This is a genomic window from Ramlibacter sp. P4_H7 (assembly GCF_056400765.1).
The window spans coordinates 334,490-358,740 of sequence record NZ_JBFUKP010000002.1 but is presented as its reverse complement, the minus strand read 5'-3'; the positions used below and the strand labels follow the sequence as shown (position 1 = coordinate 358,740).

The window sequence follows — 24,251 nt, the reverse complement described above, 5'->3', positions numbered from 1 at the left end:
GCGACGAGAGGAGCGCTGAGGTGACGCCCCCCACACCGCGCGAACTGCCGCTGGCCGTCTGCGTCGACGACTACGGCCTGCACGCCGGCGTGAACGTGGCCGCCATTGCGCTGGCAGGCGCCGGCCGCGTGAGCGCGATCAGCGCCATGGTGGGTGCTCCGGCCTGGGCCGAAGGCCTGTCCGCCCTGCGCGGGCTGTCGCCGGAAGCCGTGGACGTGGGCCTGCACCTGGACCTCACCGAGCACCCGCTGGATCCCGCCGTGCGCCGCCCGCTGCCGCAGTGGCTGCTGGGCGCGGCGATGCTCCCGCGGCTGCGCGCCGCCGTGCGGCGCGAGATCGAGGCACAGCTCGATGCCTTCGAGCAGGGAATGGGCCGCGCTCCCGCGCACGTGGACGGCCATCGCCACATCCACCAGCTGCCCGGGATCCGCGAGGAACTGCTGGCGGCGCTCGCCGCCCGCTACCGCGGCGCGCGGCCCTGGCTGCGCAACACCGAAGCACCCGCCGGAACGGGTTGGTCCGGCGGCAAGCCGCGGCTGATCGCGGCCCTGGGCGCCGGCGGCTTGCGGCGGCTGGCCCGCGCGGAGGGGTGGGTACAGAACAGGCATTTGCTGGGAGTGTGGGATTTTGACGCGGACGGGCGGCGCTATCTTGCGCTGGTGCGCGGCTGGCTGCGCGATGCCAGCCCAGGCGACCTGTGGATGTGCCATCCCGCCACCGCCACGGCGCCGGGCGATGCGATCGCGCCTGCGCGCATCGCCGAGTACCAGGTGCTGGCCAGTCCCGAGCTGGGCGCGATGCTGCGCGACGCCGGCGTGCGCGTGCAGCCCCTGAGCCGCATGGCGCTGTCCTGAAGGGCGTCGTTCACAGCGGCAGGTCCGCCTTCTTCAGCGTCCGCAGCACGAAGCTCGACTTGCTGTGGCGGATGCCCTTGATCTTGTACAGGCGCTCGCGCAGCAAGCGTTCGTAGTCGCGGGTGTCGCGCACCGCCACGCGCAGCAGGTAGTCGTATTCGCCGGAGACCAGGTAGGCCTCGATCACCTCGGGAATCGCCGCCAGCGTTTCGCCGAACTTGTCCAGCGTGTTGTCGGAGTGGCTGTCCAGCGTCACCTGCACCAGCACCGTGTCGTTGAGGTCCAGCGCCTGCGGGTTCAGCCGCACGGTGTAACCCTCGATCACGCCGGCCAGCTCCATCTTCTTGATGCGCTCCCAGCAGGGCGAGGCCGACAGGCCCACGGTCTGTCCGATCTGCTGCAGGCTGGCGCGGGCGTCCTGCTGGAGAACCTGGAGAATTTTCCGGTCGATGGCGTCCATGGGCTCCATGTTATCTGCGACACCCTGCGTTGGCAGATGACTTTTCTGCCAACTTCGCAAAACACCCGAAAAACAGCAAGACTTTCCGGCTTCCGCCGCGCACAGTATGGGTTGTGGGCCGACCGCTTACCGGCCAAGTCCCACGGCGAGGGGCCGGCGGGTTACCGCCCGACGTGCCGCCCCGCCGGCTCGCGCCGACGCTTGTTTTGCCGCGCCCGCGCCCCATCTGTGGCCCTTGGAGCCAGCCATGGGTGCACGCGATCTCGACCTCCTCGACAGCTATTCACGGACGGTGACGCAGGTCGCCGAGCAGGTCGGCCCCAGCGTGGCCGCCGTGCAGGTGCTCGACCGTCACGACAAGCCGGCCGGCAGCGGCTCCGGTTTCCTGTTCACCGCCGACGGCTACCTGCTGACCAATTCGCATGTGGTGCGCGCCGGCCGCGCCCAGCGGCCCGACGCGTCGCGCCGCTTCCACGCTTCCTTCAGCGACGGCCGCCGCTTCGTGGCGCGCTGGGTTGGCGACGATCCGCACACGGACCTCGCACTATTGCAGGTGGACGGCCTGTCGCAGGGCGCCCTGATGCCGGCGGCGCTGGGACGCTCTGCCGACGTGCGCCGCGGCGAGATCGCGGTGGCCATCGGCAACCCGCTCGGCTTCGAGCACACCGTCACCGCCGGCATCGTCAGTGCGCTCGGACGCAGCATGCGCGCTTCCACCGGCCGCCTGATCCCCGACGTGATCCAGACCGACGCGGCGCTCAACCCGGGCAACTCCGGAGGACCGCTGCTCAATGCGCGCGGCGAAGTGATCGGCGTGAACACGGCCATCATCGCGCAGGCGCAGGCGATCTGCTTCGCGGTGGCGGTGGACATCGCCACGGTGGTGATACCGGAACTCTTGCGGCACGGCCGCGTGCGGCGCGGTTATCTCGGCGTGGGCGGCAGCACGATGGTGCTGGACCGGCGCATCGTCGTGTCGCTCGGACTGCAGCAGACGCACGCCGTCCACGTGCTGTCGGTGGAAGCAGGCAGTCCGGCCGACCATGCCGGTCTGCGGCCGGGCGATTTGCTGCTGGGCATGGACGGGCAGGACATCGCGTCGGTCGACGCGCTGTACCAGGCGCTGCGGCCGGAGCGCGTCGGCCGCGATTCGGTGGTGAAGCTGCTGCGTCCGGGCGGCACGCAGCAGCTGTACCTCACGGTGCGGCCGCTGGAAGCCAGCGAGGGCTGACCGGCCCGGTCCTCCTGCCAAGGGAAGGACGGGGAAGGCCGGTCTAGGCCGCTTCCTTGTAGAAGAACGCGCGCTGCAAAGGGCGCGCCGGCAGCGGCTCCACCTCTCGCCGGATCGCCGCGATGTGCTCCGGCGTCGTGCCGCAGCAGCCGCCGACGATGTTCACCAGGCCCTCGGCCGCGAACTCGCGCAGCAGCCGCGAGGTGTCTTCCGGCTTCTCGTCGAACCCGGTCTCGCTCATCGGGTTGGGGAGGCCCGCGTTGGGGTAGCAGCTGATGAAGGTGTCGGCCGCCACCTTGTGCAGTTCCTGGATATAGGGGCGCATCAGCGCCGCGCCCAGCGCGCAGTTCAGGCCGATCGCCAGCGGCTGCGCATGCCGCACGCTGTGCCAGAACGCGGTGACGGTCTGGCCGCTGAGGATGCGGCCGGACGCGTCGGTCACGGTGCCGCTGATCACCAGGGGGACGCGTTGCCCGGTTTGCGCGAATACCTCGTCGATCGCGAACAGCGCGGCCTTGGCGTTGAGCGTGTCGAAGATGGTTTCCACCAGCAGCAGGTCGACGCCGCCTTCCAGCAGGGCCTCCACCTGCTCGTGGTAGGCCGCGCGCAGCTGCTCGAAGTCGACGTTGCGCGCGCCCGGGTCGTTCACGTCGGGGCTGATGCTGGCGGTGCGCGGCGTCGGGCCGAGGGCGCCGGCCACGAAGCGCGGCCGGTCCGGCGTGGAGAACTTGTCGGCCGCCGCGCGCGCCAGGCTGGCCGCCGCGAGGTTCATGTCGCGCGCGTAATCGCCCAGCGCGTAGTCGTCCTGGGCGATGCGGTTGGCGCCGAAGGTGTTGGTCTCGATGAGGTCGGCGCCGGCGGCCAGGTAACCCTCGTGGATGTCGCGGATCACGTCGGGCCGCGTGAGCACCAGCAGGTCGCTGTTGTTCTTCAGGTCCTTGGGATGGTCCTTGAGCCGGCCGCGGATCGCCTCGGGGGCCGCCGCGCCATTGCCGCGGAAATCGTCTTCGGTGAGCTTGAAGCGCTGGATCATGGTTCCCATGGCGCCGTCCAGGATCAGGATGCGCTGCTTCAGCAGTTCCGGCAGGGCCTGGCCACGGGTATAGATCACAGGTTTCATGGTCGGCCAATTGTAGGGAAGCCGCGTTGGGCCTTCAGACTCCGGGACAATGGCGCGCTTGGGCAACGCACTCACTCTCCTCAAGAACGTTTTCGGTTACGGCGCCTTCCGCGGCGCACAGGCCGAGATCATCGGCCACGTCATCGAAGGCGGCGACGCCCTGGTGCTCATGCCCACTGGCGGCGGCAAGTCGCTGTGCTACCAGATCCCGGCGCTGGCGCGCCAGCAGGCGGGCCAGGGCATCACCATCGTCGTCTCGCCCCTGATCGCGCTGATGCACGACCAGGTCGGTGCGCTGGACGAGCTGGGCGTGGCCGCGGCCTTCCTCAACTCCACCTTGAGCGGCGAGGAAGCGAACGCCGTCGAAAGACGCCTGCTGCGCGGGGAGATCACGCTGCTCTATGCGGCGCCCGAGCGCGTCGCCACGCCGCGCTTCCTCTCGCTGCTTGACAGCCTGTACCAGAAGCGGCAGCTCGCGCTGTTCGCGATCGACGAGGCGCACTGCGTGAGCCAGTGGGGCCACGACTTCCGGCCGGAGTACCGCGCGCTCGCCGTGTTCCACGAGCGCTTTCCGGAGGTGCCGCGCATCGCGCTCACCGCCACCGCCGACGCCACGACGCGCGCGGACATCGTGCAGCACCTGCAGCTGGAAGAGGCGCGCCAGTTCGTGAGCAGCTTCGACCGGCCGAACATCCGCTACGGCATCGTCGAGAAGAAGGACCCGACGCTGCAGCTGCTGCGATTCATCGAAAACGAGCACGCCGGCGAAGCGGGCATCGTGTACTGCCAGTCGCGCAAGCGGGTGGAGGAGATCGCGGAAGTCCTGTGCCGGGAAGGCATGGACGCCCTGCCCTACCACGCGGGGCTCGACGTGGAGGTCCGCCAGCGCAACCAGGACCGCTTCCTGCGCGACGACGGCGTGATCATGACCGCCACCATCGCCTTCGGCATGGGCATCGACAAGCCGGACGTGCGCTTCGTGGCGCACCTGGACCTGCCCAAGAACATCGAGGGCTACTACCAGGAGACCGGCCGCGCCGGCCGCGACGGCCTGCCCTCGGACGCCTGGATGACCTACGGCCTGCAGGACGTGGTGAACCAGCGCCGCATGATCGACGAGAGCCCCGCGGCCGAGGAATTCAAGCAGGTGCTGCGCGGCAAGCTCGATGCGCTGCTGGCGCTGGCCGAGGCGATCGACTGCCGGCGCGTGCGCCTGCTGTCCTACTTCGGCGAGCACTCCGAGCCCTGCGGCAACTGCGACAACTGCCTGAATCCGCCGGCGGTGTGGGACGGCACCGAAGCCGCGCGCATGCTGCTGTCCACCATCTACCGCGTGCAGCAGGCGAGCGGCCTGCACTTCGGCACCGGCCACGTGATGGACATCCTGCGCGGCAAGATCACCGAAAAGGTGACCCAGTTCCGGCACGCGCAGCTGTCCACCTTCGGCATCGGCGCGCACTTCTCGGAGCAGCAGCTGCGCGGCGTGCTGCGCCAGCTGATCGCCACCGGCGCGCTGGCGGTGGACGCTTCCGCCTTCAACACGCTGCATCTCACCGACGGATCAAGGGCGGTGCTGAAGGACGAGCGGCAGGTCCTGCTGCGCGAGTCCATCAACCAGCCGGCGGGCCGCGCGCGGCGGGACCGCGGCAGCAAGGGGACACCCGCGGTGGCCGCCGGACTCGACTCCGGCGCCCAGCAGCGCTTCGCGGCGCTCAAGGCGTGGCGGGCGGAGGTGGCGCGCGCGCACAACCTGCCGGCCTACGTGATCTTCCACGACGCGACGCTGGCGGCGATCGCCGCCATGGGCCCGCGCTCGCTGCGCGACCTGGAAGGCGTCAGCGGGATCGGCGCGAAGAAGCTGGAGACCTACGGGCCGCAGGTGATGGACGTGCTGCAGGCGATGGCCTAGGGCCGCGCAGCAATTCGACGGAGCTCAGGGCAGGAAGCCGATCGGCCGTGCCTCGCGCACCTCCGGCTTGATGCGGTGCTCGGCCTCCAGCTGCTCGAGGAATTCCTCGGCCGCGAGCTCGGTCGCCAGAATCTCCACCTGGCGCTTGACGGCGGCGAAGTCCCCGGGGCACAGGTGCTCCAGCTTGGCGAGCCGCGCGGCCATTTCCGCCGACAGTCGCCCCGACTCGCCGGCCAGGGCCTCGGTGACGAACATCTTTTCGCGCTGGACGGCCGTGAGCTGCTTGAACCGGATCTTGAAGGCGAAGCGCCGCAGCGCCGCCTGGTCGATGCGGTCCATCAGGTTGGTGGTGCAGACGAAGATGCCGGCGAAGCGCTCCATGCCCTGCAGCATCTCGTTCACCTCGGTGACCTCGTAGGTGCGCTGCGCGCCGCGCCGGTCCTGCAGGAAGCTGTCCGCCTCGTCCAGCAGCAGCACGGCCTTCTCGGCCTCCGCCTCGCGGAACATGGCGGCCATGTTCTGCTCGGTCTCGCCGACGAACTTGCTCATGAGGTCGCTGGCCTGCTTGATCAGCAGCGGCTGGTCGAGGCTGCGTGCGATGTGCTCCGCCAGCGCCGTCTTGCCGGTGCCGGGCGCCCCGTAGAAGCACAGCGTGCCGTGGCCGCGCGCCTTCAGCGCCTCGACGATGCGCGGCACCTCGAAGCGCGACTCCACGTTCAGCATGTCGAGGTCGTACGTGGTGACGCTGCGCCGGGCGCCCGACTCGCCGCCGCGGGTGCCGAGCGCGCGGTCGGCGTTGCGCAGCTGGCGCTCGATCAGCTCTTCCGGGCCGACGCCTTCGGCAGCAGCCAGCGCGGAGAAGCGCACGGCGGTGCGGATCTGCGCCGGCGTCAGGCCCTTGCGCTCGGTGAGCTTGGCGATGAACCCCGGCGACACCTCGACGCCTTCCAGCGTCTTGAGCACGATCTGCTCGCGCGCACCGGGCGGCGGCGACTTCAGCTCCAGGTGGTAGGCGAAGCGGCGCCGGAACGCCGGATCGATCTGCTCGATGCGGTTGGTGATCCAGACGGTGGGGACCGGGTTGGACTCCAGGATCTGGTTCACCCAGGCCTTGCCGCTGACGCTGCCGGAGGGCGGCGCCACCACCTGTTCGGCCCGCGCCATCAGCTGGGCGGCCTCGCTGGAGATCGGCGGGAACACGTCCTCGACCTCGTCGAACAGCAGCGCCGCCTGCGCGCTGCCTTTCAGGAACACCTGCGCGATCTGCAGCGAGCGGTAGCGGTCGCGGCCCGACAGCGAGTTGCCGTCGCGGTCGGCGTATTCCACCTCGAACAATTCCAGCCCGGCAGCCTGGGCCACCACCTTGGCCAGCTCGGTCTTGCCGGTGCCGGGCGGCCCGTACAGCAGCACGTTCACACCGGGCTCCTTGCGGTCGATCGCGTTGCGCAGCAGCGCGCACAGCACCCGTGCGTCCTCGGCCACGAAGGAGAAGTCGTCCAGCACCAGCGTGCTCTTGGCGGAGGGCCGCGTGAACACCGCCATCAGCTCGTTCTGGTCGCGGTACTCGCGCATCAGCACCGGCGGCAGCTTCTCGCTGACCTTCATCAGGTCGGCCAGGTCGGTGATGTTGTGCTCGGAGATCAGGTTCTCGACCAGGCCGATGCGCTCCAGCCGCGAGCCGGCGCGCAGCGCCTCGCCCACGTCGGCGGCGTTGACGCCCGCGACCTCGGCGATGGCGGCATAGGCCTCCGGCGCGTTGTTCACCTTGAACTCCACCAGCAGGCTGCGCAGGTCGCGCTGGTAGCGGGCCAGGGTTCCGTACAGCAGCAGCGCCCGTTCGGCCTTGTTCAACTGCAGCAGGCTGGCCAGCGCGTCGATGTTCTTCTCCACCAGCGTGGAGTGCTTCTTCAGCGCATGCGTCAGCCAGTCGCCGGTGACGGCGAGGACCGACAGCAGGTCCTTGGGCTGGTCCTTGGCGTATTCGTCCAGGTAGAAGAAGAGCGTGCCTTCTTCATAGGGGCCGCGCCAGACGCCATGCCGATCGAGGAATTCACGCGGGGACAGCAGCTCGTGGCCGCGCCAGAACTCGTTGTCCTTGCAGCGGCGACCCAGGAATTCGCGCAGGCGCTCCAGCGAGGGCGCGGGCCACACCAGGTGGCGGCCGGCCAGCGACAGCAGGCCGTTGAGGTCGCGGCGCACGTTGAACTTCGCGCCCTGCTTGGCGGCAAGCGTCAGCACGAAGTGCGAGCACATCAGGTCCAGGACGGGCGCGTCCTTCAGTCCTGGTGAGGGCAGCAGCTGCAGATCGAGCGAACGCTTGGCCAATCAACCTCCGGGGGGTGCGCCTTACGATAGCGGATAGCGCGGGATGATGCTACATGGAAGCCGCCCATCCGGGTCTCCCGGCACAATGGCCGCATGATTGGCCTGCCCGACATCCGCCAAGCCGCCGCGCGCCTGCACGGGCAGATCCTGACGACGCCCTGCGTGGAATCGCGCATGCTGTCCCAGGTGACCGGCTGCCAGGTGTTCCTGAAGTTCGAGAACCTGCAGTTCACCGCCTCCTTCAAGGAGCGGGGCGCCTGCAACAAGCTGACACAGCTCAGCCAGGACGAGCGGCAGCGTGGCGTCATCGCCATGAGCGCGGGCAACCATGCCCAGGGTGTGGCGTACCACGCACAGCGCCTGGGCATCCACGCCGTGATCGTCATGCCGCGCTTCACCCCCATGGTGAAGGTGGAACGCACCCGCGAATTCGGCGCCGAGGTGGTGCTGCACGGCGACACCCTGGAGGAGTCGCGCAGCCATGCGCTGGAACTCGCGCAGGAGCGGCAGCTGATCTTCGTGCACCCCTACGACGACGAGGCGATCATCGCCGGCCAGGGCACGGTGGCGCTGGAGATGCTGGAAGCGGTGCCGCAGCTGGACACGCTGGTGGTGGCGATCGGCGGCGGCGGCCTGATCGGCGGGATCGCGGCCGCGGCCAAGGCGCTGAAGCCGGGGATCCGGGTGATCGGGGTGCAGACGCTGCGCTTTCCCAACATGTACAACGCGGTCAAGCACCTGGCCCTGCCCCAGGGCGGCTCGACGATCGCCGAAGGCATCGCCGTCGGCCGGCCCGGCCACCTCACCCAGGCCCTCGTGGAACGCTACGTCGACGACATCGTGCTGGTCGACGAGGGCGACGTCGAGCAGGCGATCGTGATGCTGCTGGAGATCGAAAAGACCCTGGTCGAGGGCGCCGGGGCGGCGCCACTGGCCGCCCTGAACAAGGATCCGGAGCGCTTTGCCGGCTGCAAGGCCGGGCTGGTGCTGGGCGGCGGCAACATCGATCCCATGCTGCTGGCCGCCATCATCCACCGCGGGATGGTGCGAGCCGGCCGACTCGCCCGGCTGCGGGTGTGCGCCCGGGACGTGCCGGGCTCGCTGGCCCGGATCACGGCGGTGGTGAGCGAGGCGGGCGCCAACATCGACGAGGTCCACCACCAGCGCGCCTTCACCATCCTGGCGGCGCAGAACGTGGAGATCGAACTGGTGGTGCAGACGCGCGGGCGGGCCCACGTGCAGTCGCTGCTGGAGGCGCTGCGGGCGGCCGATTTCGAGGCGGAGGAACAATGATGGACCAGGCCACCCTGCAGGGCGCGCTGCCCGAGTACTTCGCGCCGTGGGTGCAGGCGCTCGGCTTGCGGGTCGAGGCCTTCGACGGCGACAGCGTGACCCTGCGCCTGCCGCAGGACCCCAGTCTGTCGCGGGTCGGCGGCATGCTGTGCGGCCAGGCGATGATGGCCGCGGCCGACACGGCCATGGTGCTGGCCCTCATCAACCAGTTCGGCGGCTTTCGCCCCTGCACCACGGTGCAGATGAACACCAGCTTCCTCAAGCCGCTGTCCGGCCAGGACGCGCTGGTGCAGGCGCGCATCGTCCGGGCGGGCAAGGCCCTGGCCTTCGGCGAGATCGACATCCGCGGCGCCGTCGATGGCAAGAGCGCCTGCCGGGCCAGCACGACCTACGCCCTGCTCTGAACCGGCAAGCCGGCCTCGGCCCGCCAGTTAGAATTGCAGGATTCCACGAGATCCAGAGGAAATCATGACGAGCCCGAACGAGCCGGCCAAGCATGGCCACGACTTCGAACCGCAGGACGCCGTCGAAGCGGTGGTCCCGGCCATTCCGATCGTGCTGCCCATGGTCGGCGCGGCGCTGATGTTCCTGCTGGCCTTCATCGCCATCTACATGGCCTGACCCGCCAGCCCGTCCCGACAAGAAGCCCCCGGCAGCGATGCCGCGGGGCTTCTCGCTTTTCAGCTCGACGGTGGCGTCGGCATAAACCCATGCATCCTTTGCATGGAATCGCGATCGGACAAGCGCTCGGCCCCAGCGCCGCTCCCTAAAATGGGCCCCTCACAGCCGACCCAGCGGTGGACGACCCGCAGCCGACTGAGCCAAAGCCTGTTTTGAAAGGGCGCACAGCGGCGGCCCCTGCTCCTTTTGGAAACACGCTTTTCAACTTTGGAGCTACGAGGATGAACTCTCCCGTCATGCAGGGCCTGAACCTGAAGGCCCCCTCTTTCGTCAAGAACGCCAAGCTGATCGCCTGGGTCGCCGACATGGTGGCGCTGTGCAAACCGGACGATGTCTATTGGTGCGACGGCAGCAAGGAGGAATACGACCGCCTGTGCCAGCTGCTGGTGGACAAGGGCACCTTCAAGAAGCTGAACCCGGCCAAGCGCCCCGGCTCCTACCTCGCCTGGTCGGATCCGGGCGACGTGGCCCGCGTGGAAGACCGCACCTTCATCTGCTCGCGCAAGAAGGAAGACGCCGGCCCCACCAACAACTGGGTCGAGCCGGCCGAGATGCGCCAGACGCTGCAGCCGCTGTTCGACGGCTGCATGCGCGGCCGCACCATGTACGTCGTGCCGTTCTCCATGGGCCCGCTCGGTTCGCCCATCGCCCACATCGGCATCGAGCTGTCCGACAGCCCGTACGTGGCGGTCAACATGCGGATCATGACCCGCATGGGCAAGGCGGTGCACGAGGTGCTGGGCGTCAACGGCGAGTTCGTGCCCTGCCTGCACACCGTCGGCGCGCCGCTGGAGCCGGGCCAGAAGGACGTCGCCTGGCCGAACAACAAGACCAAGTACATCGTCCACTACCCCGAGACGCGCGAGATCTGGTCCTATGGCTCCGGCTACGGCGGCAACGCACTGCTGGGCAAGAAGTGCTTCGCGCTGCGCATCGCCTCCAACATGGGCCGCGAGCAGGGCTGGCTGGCCGAGCACATGCTCATCCTGGGCGTGACCTCGCCCGAGGGCAAGAAGTATCACGTCGCCGCCGCGTTCCCCTCGGCCTGCGGCAAGACCAACTTCGCGATGCTGATCCCGCCCAAGGGCTTCGACGGCTGGAAGGTCACCACCATCGGCGACGACATCGCCTGGATCAAGCCCAATGCCGACGGCCGCCTGTACGCGATCAACCCGGAAGCCGGCTACTTCGGCGTCGCCCCCGGCACCAACACGCTGACCAACCCGAACTGCATGGCCAGCCTGGACAAGGACGTGATCTTCACCAACGTCGCGCTGACCGACGACGGCGACGTGTGGTGGGAAGGCATGAGCGAGCCGCCGGCCCACGCCATCGACTGGCAGGGCAAGGACTGGACGCCCCAGATCGCCAAGGAAACCGGGACCAAGGCCGCGCACCCGAACTCCCGCTTCACGGTGGCCGCCACCAACAACCCGGCGCTCGATCCCGCCTGGGACGATCCGGCCGGCGTGCCGATCGACGCCTTCATCTTCGGCGGCCGCCGTTCCACCACCGTGCCGCTGGTGACCGAGGCGAACGACTGGGTCGAAGGCGTCTACATGGCCGCGACCATGGGCTCCGAGACCACGGCCGCCATCGTCGGCCAGGTCGGCGTCGTGCGCCGCGACCCCTTCGCCATGCTGCCCTTCACCGGCTACAACATGAGCGACTACTTCCAGCACTGGCTGAACCTGGGCCGCAAGCTGGAAGCCTCCGGCGCCCGCCTGCCCAAGATCTTCACGACCAACTGGTTCCGCAAGGGCGAGGACGGCAAGTTCGTCTGGCCGGGCTACGGCGAGAACATGCGAGTGCTCAAGTGGATGATCGACCGCATCGAGGGCAAGGTGGCCGGCGACAAGCACGCCTTCGGCATCAGCCCGAGCTACCAGGAACTCAACTGGGAAGGCCTGCCTTTCACCCAGGAGCAGTTCCGCCAGGTGATCGACATCGACCTGCCCGCCTGGGAAAAGGAACTGGAACTGCACCACGAGCTGTTCCAGCAGCTGGAGCACCGCCTTCCGGTCGAGCTGAAGCAGACCAAGGCGCGGATCGAGAAGCGCCTGGCCAGCTGAAGCCGGCGTCCCCGGCGCACCGGGGACCGTTCCAAAGAAAAAGCCACCTCGCGGTGGCTTTTTTGTTGCCCGCGGCGGGTGGGCTTAATCCCGCCAGGGCTTCAAGTGGTACGCGGCCTGGCTTTCGGCCAGGGCGGCCTTGCGCTGCAGCCATTTGCGCTGTCGCTGTTGCCAGCGGCGGCGCGCCACGCCTTGCGACCAGCGGTCCAGCACGCTCAGGAGCGGCCGGGGCAGGTGCTGCACGATCTGGCTGACCAGAGAGGAATGAAGAGTCGCTCCCACGACGTCAGTCCTTTCAGTAGTACCCGCGCGCGTCGCGCAGGGCGTCCTGGCTCATGGCGCGGGACAGGTCGGCCATGATGCGCGCGTCGGTGAGCGCGAGGTTCCACAGCTTCTCGTCGTCGGCGCGCTGCTTGCGGGCAGCGGCCCAGGTGGTCAGGGCGCGGGTGAGCGGGGCGCCGATGACGGCCAGCGCGTGGAGGCCACCGCGGACGAGGTTGAAACTGCGAAGGGCTTCCAGGCCCCGCGTGACGCGGGTGACACCCCCATGCTGAACCGGGTAGTCGATGTGGACGAAGCGAGCCATTTTGTTTCTTTCCCTTCTGGCGCTTGTGGCGCCGGTCGCACGGCGTGATTGCCCGATGCGTGAGCCACATATTAGGGTTATCACTGATATGTTCCTACTTTTGAATAGTGATTCATATCATTCACGGATCATATGAAAGACACCAACTTCCGGACCCTGGACCTGAACCTGCTGCGGGTGTTCGACCAGGTCATGGCCGAACGCAACCTGACCCGTGCCGCCCGCAACCTGGCCATGACCCAGCCGGCCGTGAGCAACGCCCTGGCCCGGCTGCGCGACGCCCTGGGCGACCGGCTGGTGGTGCGCAGCGGCTACGGCGTGGAGCCGACGCCCCGGGCCCTGGGGCTGTGGCCGGCGGTGAGCGACGCCCTGCGCCAGCTGGAAAGCTCGCTGGCGCCCCGGGACTTCGTGGCGGCGCAGGCCACCAACTCCTTCACCCTGGCCATGGCCGACGCCACGGCCGCGGAAGTCGTGCCCGGGCTGGTCGAGATCCTGGAGCGCGATGCACCCGGCATCTCCATCCGCATGGTGCCGCTCACCACGCGCGACCCGCGCCGCCTGCTGGACGAGGGCACGGTGGACCTGGCGCTGGGCTTCTTCCCTGCGGTGCTGGCCGACCTGACCGCGCAGGCGCAAGGGGGCAGCCTGCCCGGCTTCCAGCACGAGCGCCTGTACGACGGCCAGTACGTTTGCGTCATGCGCAAGGGCCATGCGCTGGCGAAGAAGCCGCTGACGCTGGACCGCTTCTGCGACGCTCGCCACATGCTCGTGAGCTTCTCGGGCCGCCCCTTCGGATTCATCGACGAGGCGCTCGCCTCCCGCGGCCGGCATCGGCGGGTGGTGCTCACGGTCAACCAGTTCTTCACGGCGGGCCTGGTGGTGGAGAACTCGGACCTGCTGACGGTCCTGCCACGGCACTTCATCAGCGCCACCGGCCGCTCGGCGCAGCTGGAGCAGCGCGACCTGCCGTTCGATGTGCCGCCGGTGCACGTCGACGCGCTTTGGCATCGCAGGCAGGCACAGCGACCCGAGCACGCATGGCTGCGGCAGGTCGTCGCGACCGCGGCTAGGAAAGGCTTCGGCGCTGGCGTACGCTAGCGCTTTCGTCCGCATCGCGGGCATGTTGCTTGCGTGCCGTCCGCCGCCGGCCTTTGCCGAAACCGAAGGAGCCTTCATGACCCGCACCCCCCGTCCCACCCGCCGCCGTTTCCTGCAGGTGGTGTCCGCCGGCGCCGCGAGCACCGCGCTGCCCGCCTTCGCCGCCTGGCCCGACAGGCCGATCAAGCTCGTGGTCACCTTCCCGGCCGGCGGCGCCAGCGACATCGTCGCCCGCCTGCTGGGCGAGCAGCTCACGGGCAAGCTGGGGCAGCCGGTGGTGGTGGACAACCGGCCGGGCGCCGGTGGCAGCGTCGGCGGACTGGTCGTGGCGCAGGCGCCGGCCGACGGCTACACCCTGATGCTGTCGAACTCCACGCCGATCTCGATCGGCCCGTTCGCGCTGGAGAAGCAGCCGTACAACCCGGTGGACGACTTCACGCACATCGCGATGATCGGCACGGCACCCTGCGTCGTGATGGCCAATCCGAAATCAGGCCTCAAGAACCTGAACGACCTGGAAGCCATGGCCAAGAAGGCGGGCCGGCTCGACTTCGGCTCCGGCGGCCCCGCCTCCATCGGCCACATCTACGGCGAGCTGATGAAGAAGGAGCTGGCCCTGAACATGGTGCACGTGCCTTACCGCGGCGGCGCGCCCATGACCACGGACCTGATCGCCGGCATCGTGCCGGTGGGCATCGACGTCATCACGGCCTTCGTGCCCTACTTCAAGGCCGGCCAGATCGTGCCGCTGGCCGTGACCTCGGCCAACCGTTCGCCGCTGGCGCCGGACGTGCCCAGCGTCGTGGAGACCGGCCACCGCAAGCTGGTGCTGGACAACTTCTTCGGCCTGTCCGGGCCCGCGAAGATGCCGGCCGATGTGGTCACCCGGCTGAACACCGCCGTCAACGAGATCCTCGCCGGCGCGGAGATCAAGCGGAAGATGGTGGAACTGGGCATCTCGGCGTCGCCCGTGAGCCAGCAGGCCTTCGCCGGCTTCGTGAAGGAGCAGGTGGCCCAGCTGGCGCCCACCGTGAAGGGCGCCGGCGTCAAGCTCTGACCCTGCCGTGGACCGGCCCACCTCCGTCCCGCCGGGCGCGAGCATCGAGGCGCAGTTGCGCGCCGAGATCGCCCGCCGCGCGGACGCGGAGCGCGGCCTGGCCGACGCGACCGCGCGGCTGCAGGCCCTGCTCGCCACGGCGAGCGATGCGGTGATCACCATCGACACCGCCAGCGCGGTGATCGACTGGAACCACGCGGCGGAGCGCATGTTCGGCTACGGCCGGCAGGAGGCGCTCGGGCGGCCGCTCACCGAGCTGATCGTGCCGCGCGACCAGCACGCGGCCCACACGGCCGGACTGCAGCGCTACCTCGGCGGCGGCGCGGCCCACATCCTGAACCGGCGCGTCGAGACCCAGGCCGTGCGCCGCGACGGCGAACGCTTCGACGTGGAACTGTCGGTGTGGCCGGTGCAGACGGTCGCGGGCCTGACGTTCAGCTCGTTCGTGCGCGACATCTCGCGCCGCAAGGCCGCCGCGCGCGCGCTGGAGGAGTCCGAAGCCAAGTACCGCAAGGTGGTGGAGAACGTGGACGAGGGCATCCTGGTCAGCGCCAACGGCCGCATCCTTTACGCCAACCCGCGCGCCCTGGCGCTCTCCGGCCAGGACGAAGCCACGGCGCTGTCGCGGCCTTTCGTCGAGTTCATCCATCCCGAGGACCGGGAGCGCGTCATCAACAACCACCTGCGCCGCATGCGCGGTGAGGCGGTGGAGAACCATTACCAGTTCCGCGTGATCCATCGCGACGGCAGCCCGCGCTGGCTGGAGATTTCCGCGGTGCTGCTGGAGTGGCAGGGTGCGCCGGCCACGCTCAATTTCCTCACCGACGTGACGCAGCGCCGGCAGGCGGAGGACGACATGCGCCACGCGCTGGAGCGCGAACGCGAGCTGTCGGAGATGAAGTCGCGCTTCGTCGCCGTGGCCTCGCACGAGTTCCGCACGCCCCTGTCGGCCATCCTGTCGTCGGTCGAGTTGATCGAAGACTACGGCGACCGATTGCCGATGTCGGAGCAGCACGAGATCCTGGGGCTCATCAAGGGCGCCGTGCACCGCATGAACGGGATGATCGAGCAGGTGCTGATGACGAGCAAGCTGGAGTCCGGCAGCTTCGTGTTCCAGCCGCGGCCCGCCGCCGTGCCCGCGCTGCTGGCGCAGGTGGCCAGCGAGATGGAGCAGGCGGGCCGGCAGGCCTCGCGCATCGCCGTGGACTGCAGCCGTGTCGAGCACGAGCGCCTGCTCGACGCGCAGCTGGTGCGCCACATCCTGGTCAATCTGCTGAGCAATGCGCTGAAGTACTCGCCGGCCGACCGGCCGGTTCACTGCCGCGCGCATGTCGAGGGCGAGCGGCTGCACCTGCAGGTGCAGGACGAAGGCATCGGCATCCCGGACGCCGACCGGTCCAGCCTGTTCCAGAGCTTCCACCGCGGCGCCAACGTGGGCAACGTGCCGGGAACCGGCATCGGCTTGCACGTGGTCAAGCAGTGTGTGGACCTGCACCGGGGGACCATCGCCGTGGACAGCGCGCCGGGGCGGGGAACGCTGTTCCGCGTGGACCTGCACGCACCGAGGGCCGGCTGATGGCCCGCATCCTCATCGTCGACGACGATCCCGCGCTGCTGCGCCTGCTCTCGCTGCGCCTGCGCGAGGAGGGCCACGAGGCGATCGCCGCCGCCAGCGGCGAGGCAGCGCTGGCCCAGCTGGACCAGGCGCTGCCGCAGCTGCTGATCACGGACCTGCGCATGGGCGGCATGGACGGCCTGCAGCTCTTCGACGCCGTGCACCGGCGCCATCCGCTGCTGCCGGTGCTGATCCTCACGGCGCACGGCACGATTCCCGATGCGGTGCGCGCGCTGCAAAAGGGCGTGTTCGGCTACCTGCCCAAGCCCTTCGAGGCGCAGGAGCTGATGGCCGAGGTGCGGCGCGCGCTCGCGGCGGCGCAGGCGCTGGGCGCGGACATGCCGGGCGAGGTGCCGGGCGAGGCGTGGCGCGAGGCGATCCTCACCCGCAGCCCCCGCATGGAGCAGGTGCTGGCCGAGGCGCGCCTGGTGGCGCAAAGCGACGCTGCCGTCGTGATCCAGGGACCGAGCGGGTCCGGCAAGGAACTGCTGGCGCGCGCGATCCATGCGGCAAGCCCGCGCGCATTGCGCCCGCTGGTGGCGGTCAACTGCGGTGCGATCCCCGAGAACCTGGTGGAGTCCGAGCTGTTCGGCCACGTGAAGGGCGCCTTCACCGGCGCGATGCGCGACCGCGCCGGCCTCTTTGCCGAGGCGCGCGGCGGGACGCTGTTCCTGGACGAGGTGGCCGACCTGCCGCTGCCGGCGCAGGTGAAGCTGCTGCGCGTGCTGCAGGAGGGCGAGGTGCGTCCGGTCGGCGGCGACCGCGCCCTCAAGACCGACGTGCGCGTGATCTCCGCCTCGCACCGCAAGTTGCAGGACGAGGTGGCGGCCGGCCGCTTCCGCGAGGACCTGTTCTACCGGCTGCACGTGGTGGGCCTGGAACTGCCGGCCCTGGCCGAGCGGCGCGAAGACGTCCCGCTGCTTGCGCAGCACTTCGTGGCCAGCCTGGCCCAGCGGTATGCGCGCCCGGTGGCGGGATTCGCGCCGGGAGCGATGGAGCTGCTGGTCGCTGCCTCCTGGCCCGGCAACGTCCGGCAGCTGCAGAACGTGGTGGAGAAGTGCGTGGTGCTGTCGACGGCGCCGCTGGTGTCGGCCGCGCTGGTGCAGGGCGCGCTGGCGCACCACGCCGGCGAGATGCTGCCGCTGGACGAGGCGCGCCGGCTGTTCGAGCGCGACTACCTGGTCCAGCTGCTGAAGATGACGGCGGGCAACGTGAGCCAGGCCGCGCGGCTCGCGCATCGCAACCGCACCGACTTCTACGCCCTGCTCGGCCGTCACCAGCTGGAGCCGGCGGCCTTCAAGCCCGGTTCGTGACATCCGCACGGGCGCACCTGTCGGGACGCACCGACAGCCCGGCGCGAGCGAAACGCGCCCTCGCGCCGCATTCGTGTCGGGATGCACCGACAGGGGCCGTGCCCGCTGCGCGCGCAAGTCCTTGATCTGCATGGCGGGCCACGCTGGCACGGGACTTGAGAAGCAGGGAGACCACCACCCGAGGAGTGCCTCCATGAGCCCGCAACAGATCGCCCTGGTCCAGCAAAGCTTCGCCAAGGTCAAGCCGATCGCCGCCACCGCCGCGGCGCTGTTCTACGAGCGCCTGTTCCAGATGGACCCCGCGCTGCGTCCCATGTTCCGGGGCGGCGACCTGGCCAGGCAGGGCCAGATGCTGATGTCCATGATCGGCGCGGCCGTCGCCGGACTGCGCAACCTGGAGGCGTTGACGCCCGTCGTGCGCCAGCTGGGTGCGCGCCATGCCGGCTACGGCGTGAAGACAGAGCACTACGCCACCGTCGGCGGTGCGCTGCTGTGGACGCTGAAGCAAGGCCTGGCCGACGACTTCACGCCGGAAACACACGACGCCTGGGCGGCCGCCTACGGCCTGCTGTCGCACGTGATGCAGTCCGGCGCAATGGAAGCCCAGCAGGCGACGGCGATCGCCTGAACCCACGATCGCGGATCGCCCCGTACCATAGGGCGGTGAAGATCCAGCTGATGTCCGACCTGCACCTGGAAGGCCAACCCGCCTTCGTCCCCCGCCCCGCCCCGGGCGCCGAACTGCTCGTGCTGGCGGGGGACATCGGGTCCTACCAGCGCCGCAGCCAGTTGCAGGACGCCGACTTCGGCCTCGCGCGCTTTTCGCCGCGCCATGGCTGGCCGGTGCCGGTGCTCTACGTTCCCGGCAACCACGAGTACGACCTGCTCGACTTCGACGAGACGCATGCGCGCCTGCGCGAAACCTGCGAACGGCTGGGCATCACCTGGCTGGAGCGCGAGGAGCGCGTGTTTGGCAGGGTCCGCTTCGTCGGCACCACGCTGTGGGCCGACTTCGATGCCTTGCTGCTGCGACCGGGCGAGCCCGAGCCGACCCTAGATGAACTGCTTAAGCAAAGGCAGAAGGCGTTTCGCGCGGCGAACTTCTACCTGGAAAAAGCGGCCGCCCAACGCCATGGGGAACTGATGCTCGCGGAAGGCTGGCGCGAGCAGGCACTCGTGTGCCAGGCGTGGCTGCGCGCGGCGCTGGCGCATCCGTTCGACGGCACCACGGTGGTCGTGACGCACTTCGCGCCGAGCCTGCGCAGCGCCGATCCGCGTTACGGCCTGACACCGGCCACCGCCGGCTTCTGCAATTCGATGGAGGACCTGCTCGCGCAGGCGCAGTGGTGGCTGCACGGTCACCTGCATTGCCAGCACGATTACGTGGAGGCCGGTTGCCGCGTGGTCGCCAACACGCTCGGCTATGCACGCAAGGGAGAGCAGGACGGTTTTCGCGAAGACCTGGTGCTGGATCTCGCCACGGCGCACGCGCGCGATTGATTCGAAGGTACGCGCCTTCAGGTTGGCGTCAGCACACCAGCACATTTACGTCAGGGACTTTACATCCGCGACGCGCAGTCTTCGCGTTGGCGGCGCACACTTCCATTCAAGCGCACTTCGTGTGCGCAGGGAGTTCGCAATGAAGCCGCTATGGGCCCAGACCCTCGCCTGGATCGCCGCCGTTCTGGCAGCAGTCCTGCTGGCGCTTGCGAATCCGGACGGCATGGGCATTTCCTTCGACCACGAAGTCTTTGCCCCGCAGGGCGCGGGCACGCCGCGCTGAAACTCAGGCGGGGCTCAGCGCCTTGCCGGCTGCCTGTGTCAATGCCGCCGTCAGCTGGTCCAGCATGGCGGACGCGAGGTTCCAGCAGTGCCAGTACAGCTGCACCGGCACCACGGCCTTCGGCGCCACGTTGACCAAGCGGCCCTGCTCGATCAACCCGCGCGTGAGCAGTTCCGGCACGACGCTCGCGCCCCATCCCGCCAGCACCGCGCGCACCTGGCCCTCCGAGCTCGGCACGAAGATCTGGTGCAGCGACACGCGCTGCAGCCGGAACGCCTTGCCCACGAACTCCGCCTGCATGTCGTCCTTGCGGTTGAACGAAATGAAAGGGACGCCGCGAAAGTTGTGCGCCGTGAGGCCTTGCGGCAGGTGTTCGCGCGCATAGCCTGCCTCGGCCACCGCGATGTAGTTCATCGCTCCCAGCGGCACCACCTTGCAGCCGCGCAGCGCCTGCTTCACCGTGGTGACGCAGCCCAGCACGTGCCCTTCGCGCAGCCACTCGTGCGTGAAGTCCTGGTCGTCGGTGACGATCTCCAGCGGCAGACCCTGGGTCGCCAGCGGATTGAGCGCGGGTAGCGCCCAGGTGGCGATGCTGTCCGCGTTGATCGCCAGCGGGATGCGGTCCTCGTCGCGCGCACCGCTGGTGGAGCTGGGCGCCAGGTCGCGCAGGTCGCGCTCCAGGTCGGTCTGCAGCAATCTCAGCTGCTTCGTATGCTTGAGCAGCAGGTGGCCGGCGGACGTCGGCTTCAGCGGCCGGCTGCGCACGATCAGTACCGTGCCCACCTGGGCTTCCAGCGCACGCAGTCGTTGCGACACCGCGGACTGCGTGATGTGCAGGCGCTGCGCCGCGCGCTCGAAGCCCCCCTCTTCCACGATCGCGGCGAGTGCTTCCAGGGCGGCGGGGTCGAAGCTGGACATGGTCGATAAGCGTTTCTGATCCGGGGGCTGTTAATTTAATTCGGCTTTTGAAAATCGTCCACCGGCGCGACACTGCCTGCCTATGAAAACCCTCGTCCTCGGCGCCGGCATCATCGGCATCAGCACCGCGTGGCACCTCAGCGAACGCGGCCACGAAGTCATCGTGGTGGACCGCCAGCCGGACGCCGCCCTGGAGACGAGCTTCGCCAACGCGGCGCAGATTTCGGTGAGTTATTGCGAGCCCTGGGCCAACCGGCACGCGCCAGCCAAGATGCTCAAGTGGATGTTCCGCAACGACGCGCCGCTGCTGTTCCGGCCGCAGCTGGACTGGCAGCAATGGCGCTGGGGCCTGCAGTTCCTGGCCCAGTGCAACGACGCGGCCTTCGAACGCAACGTGCAGCAGCTTGTCGCCCTGGGCGCGTACAGCCACGCGGCGCTGAAGGACGTGGTGGCTGCCACGGGCATCGACTACCACCGGCTCGAGCGTGGCATCGCCCACTTCTACACCGACACCAAGGCCTTCGACGATGCCGGCGTCGCCGCCGAGCTGATGCAGAAGTACGGCGTGGACCGCAAGGTCGTGAGCCGCGAGGAGCTGCTGGCCATCGAACCGTCCTTCCGCAACTTCGACCGCATCGTCGGCGGCACCTACACCGCCAGCGACGAAAGCGGCGATGCCCGCGTGTTCACCCAGAAGCTGGCGCAGCTGTGCGCCGCGCGCGGCGTGCAGTTCCTGTTCGGCCACGACGTCGAGCGGCTGGAGACTTCCGGCCGTGCCATCGAGGCCGTGCGCGTCCGCGATCGCGCGACCGGCATCGTGCAGCGCCTGGTCGCCGACGACGTCGTCGTCGCCTGCGGCTCCTACACCGCGCCGCTGCTGCGCCAGGTGGGCGTGGACCTGCCGATCTATCCCGGCAAGGGCTACAGCGCCACCTTCAAGCTGAAGAAGCCGGCGGATGCGCCCTTCGTGAGCAGCATCGACGACGAAGTGAAGGTCGCGATGAGCCGGCTGGGGGACGAGCTGCGGGTGGCGGGCACGATCGAGCTGTCCGGCTACGACGCGACGCTGGATTCAAGGCTGGCGCAGGACCGCTGCCGCATGCTGGCGCAGCGCATCGAGAAGGTGCTGCCGGGCGTGTGCGACACGCGCTTGCCGGAAGAAGGCGGCAATCCCCAGTTCTGGACCGGCCTGCGTCCCGCGACGCCGACCAACATCCCCTACATCGGCCGCACGCGCGTGCAGGGGCTGTGGGTCAACGCCGGTCACGGCACGCTGGGCTGGACGCATGGCGCGGGGTCGGGTAAGGCGATGGCCGAGCTGATCAGCGGCCGGCAGCCGCGCATGGAATTCCGGTTCTACGGCTTCGAGCCGGCGCGGCCAGGGTATGCGGCCGAGGGCGAGCTGTCGCTGCGGTGAGGAACTGGGAGCGCGGGCTAGCCGTTGCTGGGGTTCGGGCTTCGCCGCTCACCGCCAGCCTACGCAGACCGTCGGACCGCTGCGCCCCATCGGACCGCTGGGCCCCGTCGGACCGCTGCGCCCCCGTAGGCTGGCGGTGAGCCCGAAGGCGAACCCCAGCGCGGCGGTGCTCAGCCGTTCAACAGCTCCCACACCTTCGCCGGCGTCAGCGGCATCTGCAGCTGACGCGCGGCGTCCTTGCGACCTGCGCGCGCCAGCGCATCGGCCACCGCGTTCACCACGCTCGGCGCGGCGCCGATGGTGCCGAGTTCACCCACGCCCTTGGCCCCCAGCGGATTGTTCTTGCAGGGCACGGTCTCGTTCATTTCCGTCACGAACTCGCAGGCCATGACATCGGAGCGCGGCGCCGCATAGTCCATCAGGCTGCCGCTGACCGGCTGCCCGCTTTCGCGGTCGTAGGCCATGTGTTCCATCAGCGCCTGGCCGATGCCCTGCACGGCGCCGCCGTCGAGCTGGCCGCGAACGATCATGGGATTCACCACGCGGCCGATGTCGTTGACGCTGGCGTAGCGCACCACCTGCACGCTGCCGGTCTGCGGGTCGATCTCGACCTCGCTGACATGGCAGCCGTTGGGCCAGCTCGGCCCGGCGACCGCACTCGTGTGCTCGGTGAAGATGTGCTGGCCCGGCTGCTGCGCGGCCAGCTCGAACAGGCTGATGCCGACATCCGTGCCCTTCACCGAGAACCGCGCGGCCGTGTACTCCAGGTCGTCCGCCGAGGCTTCCAGCGAACGGGCCGCGAGATTGCGCGCGGTCTCCAGTGTCTCTTCGGATCCGCGATGCAGCGCCGAGCCGCCGGCGAACAGCGAACGCGAGCCCGCGCTGCCGAATCCGTCCCCGCGGTCGGTATCGCCCAGCACCACCCGCACCTTGTCGATGGGCACTCCGAACACGTCCACCACCAGCTGCGCGAGCGTGGTCGCGATGCCCTGCCCCATCTGGTTCACGGCCGAGAAGACTTCGATCATGCCGTCGGCCTTCACCTCCACCGTCACCCGTTCCTCGAAGGCCATCCCGCTGGTCCACTCCAGGAAGGTCGCGATGCCCAGCCCGCGCAGCTTGCCGTTGGCCTTGCTCTGCGCGTAGCGCTGCTCGAAGCCGCTCCAGTCGGCGAGGTCCAGGCCCTCGTCCATGATCTTCTCGAACTCGCCCACGTCGTAGACCTGTCCCATCGCGTTCTTGTAGGGCATCTGTTCGGGCCGCACGAAGTTGCGCCGGCGCAGCTGGATGCGGTCGATGCCGGTCTGGCGCGCCGCCTCGTCCATCAGCCGCTCCATGATGAAAATCGCCTCCGGCCGGCCGGCACCGCGGTAGGCGGCCGTCGACGCGGTGTTGGTCAGCACGCAGCGGATCTGGAAGTCGATCAGCGGCACGTCGTACACGCTGGTCTGCACCCAGGGGCCCACCACCATCGGGATGGTCATGCCGGTGGCCGTCGCGTAGGCACCCACGTTGGCCAGCGTGCGCAGGCGCAGCGCCAGGATGCGGCCGGTGGCATCGAGCGCCAGTTCGGCCTGCGCCTTCTGGTCGCGGCCGTGGAAGGAGGAGAGGAATTCCTCGCTGCGGTCCGCGATCCACTTCACCGGCCGCTTGAGCGTCCAGGCCGCCCACGCGGCCGCCGCGTCTTCCGGATAGATGCCGGTCTTCATGCCGAAGCCGCCGCCGACGTCGCCGACCGTCACACGCACCTGGTCGCGCCCGATGCCCAGGATGTCGTTGGCGAGCGAGTTGCGCACGCCGGAAGGCATCTGGCTGCTCATGCGCAGCGTCAGGCGGCCGTCTTCCGCGACCCAGGCCAGCACCGAACGCGGCTCGATCGACACGGCGGCGACGCGCTGGTTGACGACGGTCACCTGGACCACGTGCGCGGCGCCCGCGAAGGCCTCCGCCGTCTTCTTCGCATCGCCGAAGCGCATCTCCGCGGCGATGTTGTCCGGCGCGTCGGAGAGAGCGGGCGCGCCGGGTGCGATCGCGGCGTCCAGCTCCACCACGTGCGGCAGCTCTTCGTACTCCACCCACACCGCCTCGGCGGCATCGCGCGCCGCCTGCAGCGTTTCGGCCACCACCAGCGCCACCGGCTCGCCGACGTAGCGCACGCGCTCATGCGCCAGCGCCCGCCGCGGCGCCGTCGCCGCGGGCGAACCGTCAGCGCGCTTGAACGCCGGGTTGGTGGGAATCGGCTGGACGCCGGCCTGCACCAGCTCGGCGCCGGTGCTGACCTTGACCACGCCCGGGATCGCCTCGGCATTCGCCTTGTCGATGGCCACGATGCGCGCATGCGGATAAGGCGAGCGCACGAACACCGCGCGCAATTGCCCGGCCGGTGCCAGGTCGTCGGTGTACTGCCCCAGGCCCTTGAGCAGGCCCTCGTCCTCGATGCGCTTGACGGCCCGGCCGCTGCCGAAGCGCATGGGGTTGTCCAGGGTGTCTGTGGTCATGGTGGGCAAGTCTCGCCGATT

At 69.3% G+C, this 24,251-nt stretch carries 22 protein-coding genes; 15 read left to right on the top strand and 7 right to left on the bottom strand.

Translation table 11 applies throughout. The features are described from left to right. The first annotated feature begins 20 nt into the window (after positions 1-20). Positions 21-854 (top strand): ChbG/HpnK family deacetylase, encoded by an 834-nt coding sequence (locus AC1DSA_RS04915; protein WP_477886627.1) that lies wholly within the window; start codon positions 21-23, stop codon positions 852-854. Positions 855-864: 10 nt separating this feature from the next. On the opposite strand, the gene AC1DSA_RS04910 is transcribed toward AC1DSA_RS04915, so the two are convergent. Next, positions 865-1,314, bottom strand: coding sequence for an Lrp/AsnC family transcriptional regulator (locus AC1DSA_RS04910; RefSeq protein WP_477886625.1), 450 nt, complete (start codon positions 1,312-1,314; stop codon positions 865-867). Between the two features lie 247 nt (positions 1,315-1,561). Between AC1DSA_RS04910 and AC1DSA_RS04905 the strand changes: the two genes are divergently transcribed. Continuing rightward, positions 1,562-2,545 carry a S1C family serine protease gene (locus tag AC1DSA_RS04905; protein ID WP_477886623.1) on the top strand — a complete coding sequence of 328 codons (984 nt, stop codon included), beginning with the start codon at positions 1,562-1,564 and terminating at the stop codon, positions 2,543-2,545. Positions 2,546-2,588: 43 nt separating this feature from the next. Here AC1DSA_RS04905 and AC1DSA_RS04900 read toward each other — a convergent pair whose 3' ends face one another. After that, positions 2,589-3,665 (bottom strand): homocysteine S-methyltransferase family protein, encoded by a 1,077-nt coding sequence (locus AC1DSA_RS04900; protein WP_477886621.1) that lies wholly within the window; start codon positions 3,663-3,665, stop codon positions 2,589-2,591. 49 nt (positions 3,666-3,714) lie between these two features. Between AC1DSA_RS04900 and recQ the strand changes: the two genes are divergently transcribed. Further along, positions 3,715-5,574 (top strand): DNA helicase RecQ, encoded by a 1,860-nt coding sequence (gene recQ, locus AC1DSA_RS04895; RefSeq protein ID WP_477886619.1) that lies wholly within the window; start codon positions 3,715-3,717, stop codon positions 5,572-5,574. 24 nt (positions 5,575-5,598) lie between these two features. Here the strand turns inward: recQ and AC1DSA_RS04890 are convergent, their stop codons facing one another. Further along, the gene (locus AC1DSA_RS04890; RefSeq protein WP_477886617.1) at positions 5,599-7,899 is read right to left on the bottom strand and encodes an ATP-binding protein; all 2,301 of its coding nucleotides are present in this window, start codon (positions 7,897-7,899) and stop codon (positions 5,599-5,601) included. 93 nt (positions 7,900-7,992) lie between these two features. Between AC1DSA_RS04890 and AC1DSA_RS04885 the strand changes: the two genes are divergently transcribed. From AC1DSA_RS04885 to AC1DSA_RS04870, 4 genes are all read left to right on the top strand, one after another. Beyond that, the gene (locus AC1DSA_RS04885) at positions 7,993-9,192 is read left to right on the top strand and encodes a threonine ammonia-lyase (protein ID WP_477886615.1); all 1,200 of its coding nucleotides are present in this window, start codon (positions 7,993-7,995) and stop codon (positions 9,190-9,192) included. Beyond that, entirely contained in the window at positions 9,192-9,596 is a 405-nt protein-coding gene (locus AC1DSA_RS04880) for a PaaI family thioesterase (protein ID WP_477886613.1), read from the top strand. The genes AC1DSA_RS04885 and AC1DSA_RS04880 overlap by 1 nt, the downstream gene beginning before the upstream one ends. A 64-nt stretch (positions 9,597-9,660) precedes the next feature. After that, positions 9,661-9,813 (top strand): hypothetical protein, encoded by a 153-nt coding sequence (locus AC1DSA_RS04875; RefSeq protein ID WP_477886611.1) that lies wholly within the window; start codon positions 9,661-9,663, stop codon positions 9,811-9,813. Between the two features lie 281 nt (positions 9,814-10,094). Beyond that, complete coding sequence (locus tag AC1DSA_RS04870; protein WP_477886609.1) at positions 10,095-11,945, top strand: phosphoenolpyruvate carboxykinase (GTP); 1,851 nt, start codon at positions 10,095-10,097, stop codon at positions 11,943-11,945. An 84-nt stretch (positions 11,946-12,029) separates the two neighbouring features. Here the strand turns inward: AC1DSA_RS04870 and AC1DSA_RS04865 are convergent, their stop codons facing one another. Both AC1DSA_RS04865 and AC1DSA_RS04860 read right to left on the bottom strand, forming a co-directional pair. Further along, a complete protein-coding gene (locus AC1DSA_RS04865; protein WP_477886607.1) occupies positions 12,030-12,227 on the bottom strand; it encodes a hypothetical protein in 198 nt (65 codons plus the stop codon). A 13-nt stretch (positions 12,228-12,240) separates the two neighbouring features. Further along, on the bottom strand, positions 12,241-12,531 hold the full coding sequence (locus tag AC1DSA_RS04860; RefSeq protein WP_477886605.1) for a hypothetical protein: 291 nt from the start codon (positions 12,529-12,531) through the stop codon (positions 12,241-12,243). 132 nt (positions 12,532-12,663) lie between these two features. Here AC1DSA_RS04860 and AC1DSA_RS04855 point away from each other — a divergent pair, with 132 nt between their 5' ends. The 7 genes from AC1DSA_RS04855 to AC1DSA_RS04825 all read left to right on the top strand — a co-directional run bounded on the left by AC1DSA_RS04855 (position 12,664) and on the right by AC1DSA_RS04825 (position 19,397). Further along, on the top strand, positions 12,664-13,629 hold the full coding sequence (locus AC1DSA_RS04855; protein WP_477886603.1) for a LysR family transcriptional regulator: 966 nt from the start codon (positions 12,664-12,666) through the stop codon (positions 13,627-13,629). 76 nt (positions 13,630-13,705) lie between these two features. Then, entirely contained in the window at positions 13,706-14,686 is a 981-nt protein-coding gene (locus AC1DSA_RS04850; RefSeq protein ID WP_477886601.1) for a Bug family tripartite tricarboxylate transporter substrate binding protein, read from the top strand. A 7-nt stretch (positions 14,687-14,693) separates the two neighbouring features. Further along, the gene (locus AC1DSA_RS04845) at positions 14,694-16,262 is read left to right on the top strand and encodes a sensor histidine kinase (protein WP_477886599.1); all 1,569 of its coding nucleotides are present in this window, start codon (positions 14,694-14,696) and stop codon (positions 16,260-16,262) included. Further along, the gene (locus tag AC1DSA_RS04840; protein ID WP_477886597.1) at positions 16,262-17,614 is read left to right on the top strand and encodes a sigma 54-interacting transcriptional regulator; all 1,353 of its coding nucleotides are present in this window, start codon (positions 16,262-16,264) and stop codon (positions 17,612-17,614) included. The genes AC1DSA_RS04845 and AC1DSA_RS04840 overlap by 1 nt, the downstream gene beginning before the upstream one ends. A gap of 193 nt (positions 17,615-17,807) precedes the next feature. After that, positions 17,808-18,242: a globin family protein gene (locus AC1DSA_RS04835; protein WP_477886595.1), complete on the top strand. Its 435-nt coding sequence runs from the start codon at positions 17,808-17,810 to the stop codon at positions 18,240-18,242. A gap of 35 nt (positions 18,243-18,277) precedes the next feature. Beyond that, a complete protein-coding gene (locus AC1DSA_RS04830; RefSeq protein ID WP_477886593.1) occupies positions 18,278-19,114 on the top strand; it encodes a metallophosphoesterase in 837 nt (278 codons plus the stop codon). 139 nt (positions 19,115-19,253) lie between these two features. Then, on the top strand, positions 19,254-19,397 hold the full coding sequence (locus AC1DSA_RS04825) for a hypothetical protein (protein WP_477886591.1): 144 nt from the start codon (positions 19,254-19,256) through the stop codon (positions 19,395-19,397). 3 nt (positions 19,398-19,400) lie between these two features. On the opposite strand, the gene AC1DSA_RS04820 is transcribed toward AC1DSA_RS04825, so the two are convergent. Beyond that, positions 19,401-20,315, bottom strand: coding sequence for a LysR family transcriptional regulator ArgP (locus AC1DSA_RS04820; RefSeq protein ID WP_477886590.1), 915 nt, complete (start codon positions 20,313-20,315; stop codon positions 19,401-19,403). Positions 20,316-20,397: 82 nt separating this feature from the next. Here AC1DSA_RS04820 and AC1DSA_RS04815 point away from each other — a divergent pair, with 82 nt between their 5' ends. Next, entirely contained in the window at positions 20,398-21,732 is a 1,335-nt protein-coding gene (locus tag AC1DSA_RS04815; RefSeq protein ID WP_477886588.1) for a D-amino acid dehydrogenase, read from the top strand. Between the two features lie 170 nt (positions 21,733-21,902). Here AC1DSA_RS04815 and AC1DSA_RS04810 read toward each other — a convergent pair whose 3' ends face one another. Continuing rightward, on the bottom strand, positions 21,903-24,230 hold the full coding sequence (locus tag AC1DSA_RS04810) for a xanthine dehydrogenase family protein molybdopterin-binding subunit (protein ID WP_477886586.1): 2,328 nt from the start codon (positions 24,228-24,230) through the stop codon (positions 21,903-21,905). Positions 24,231-24,251: the final 21 nt, after the last annotated feature.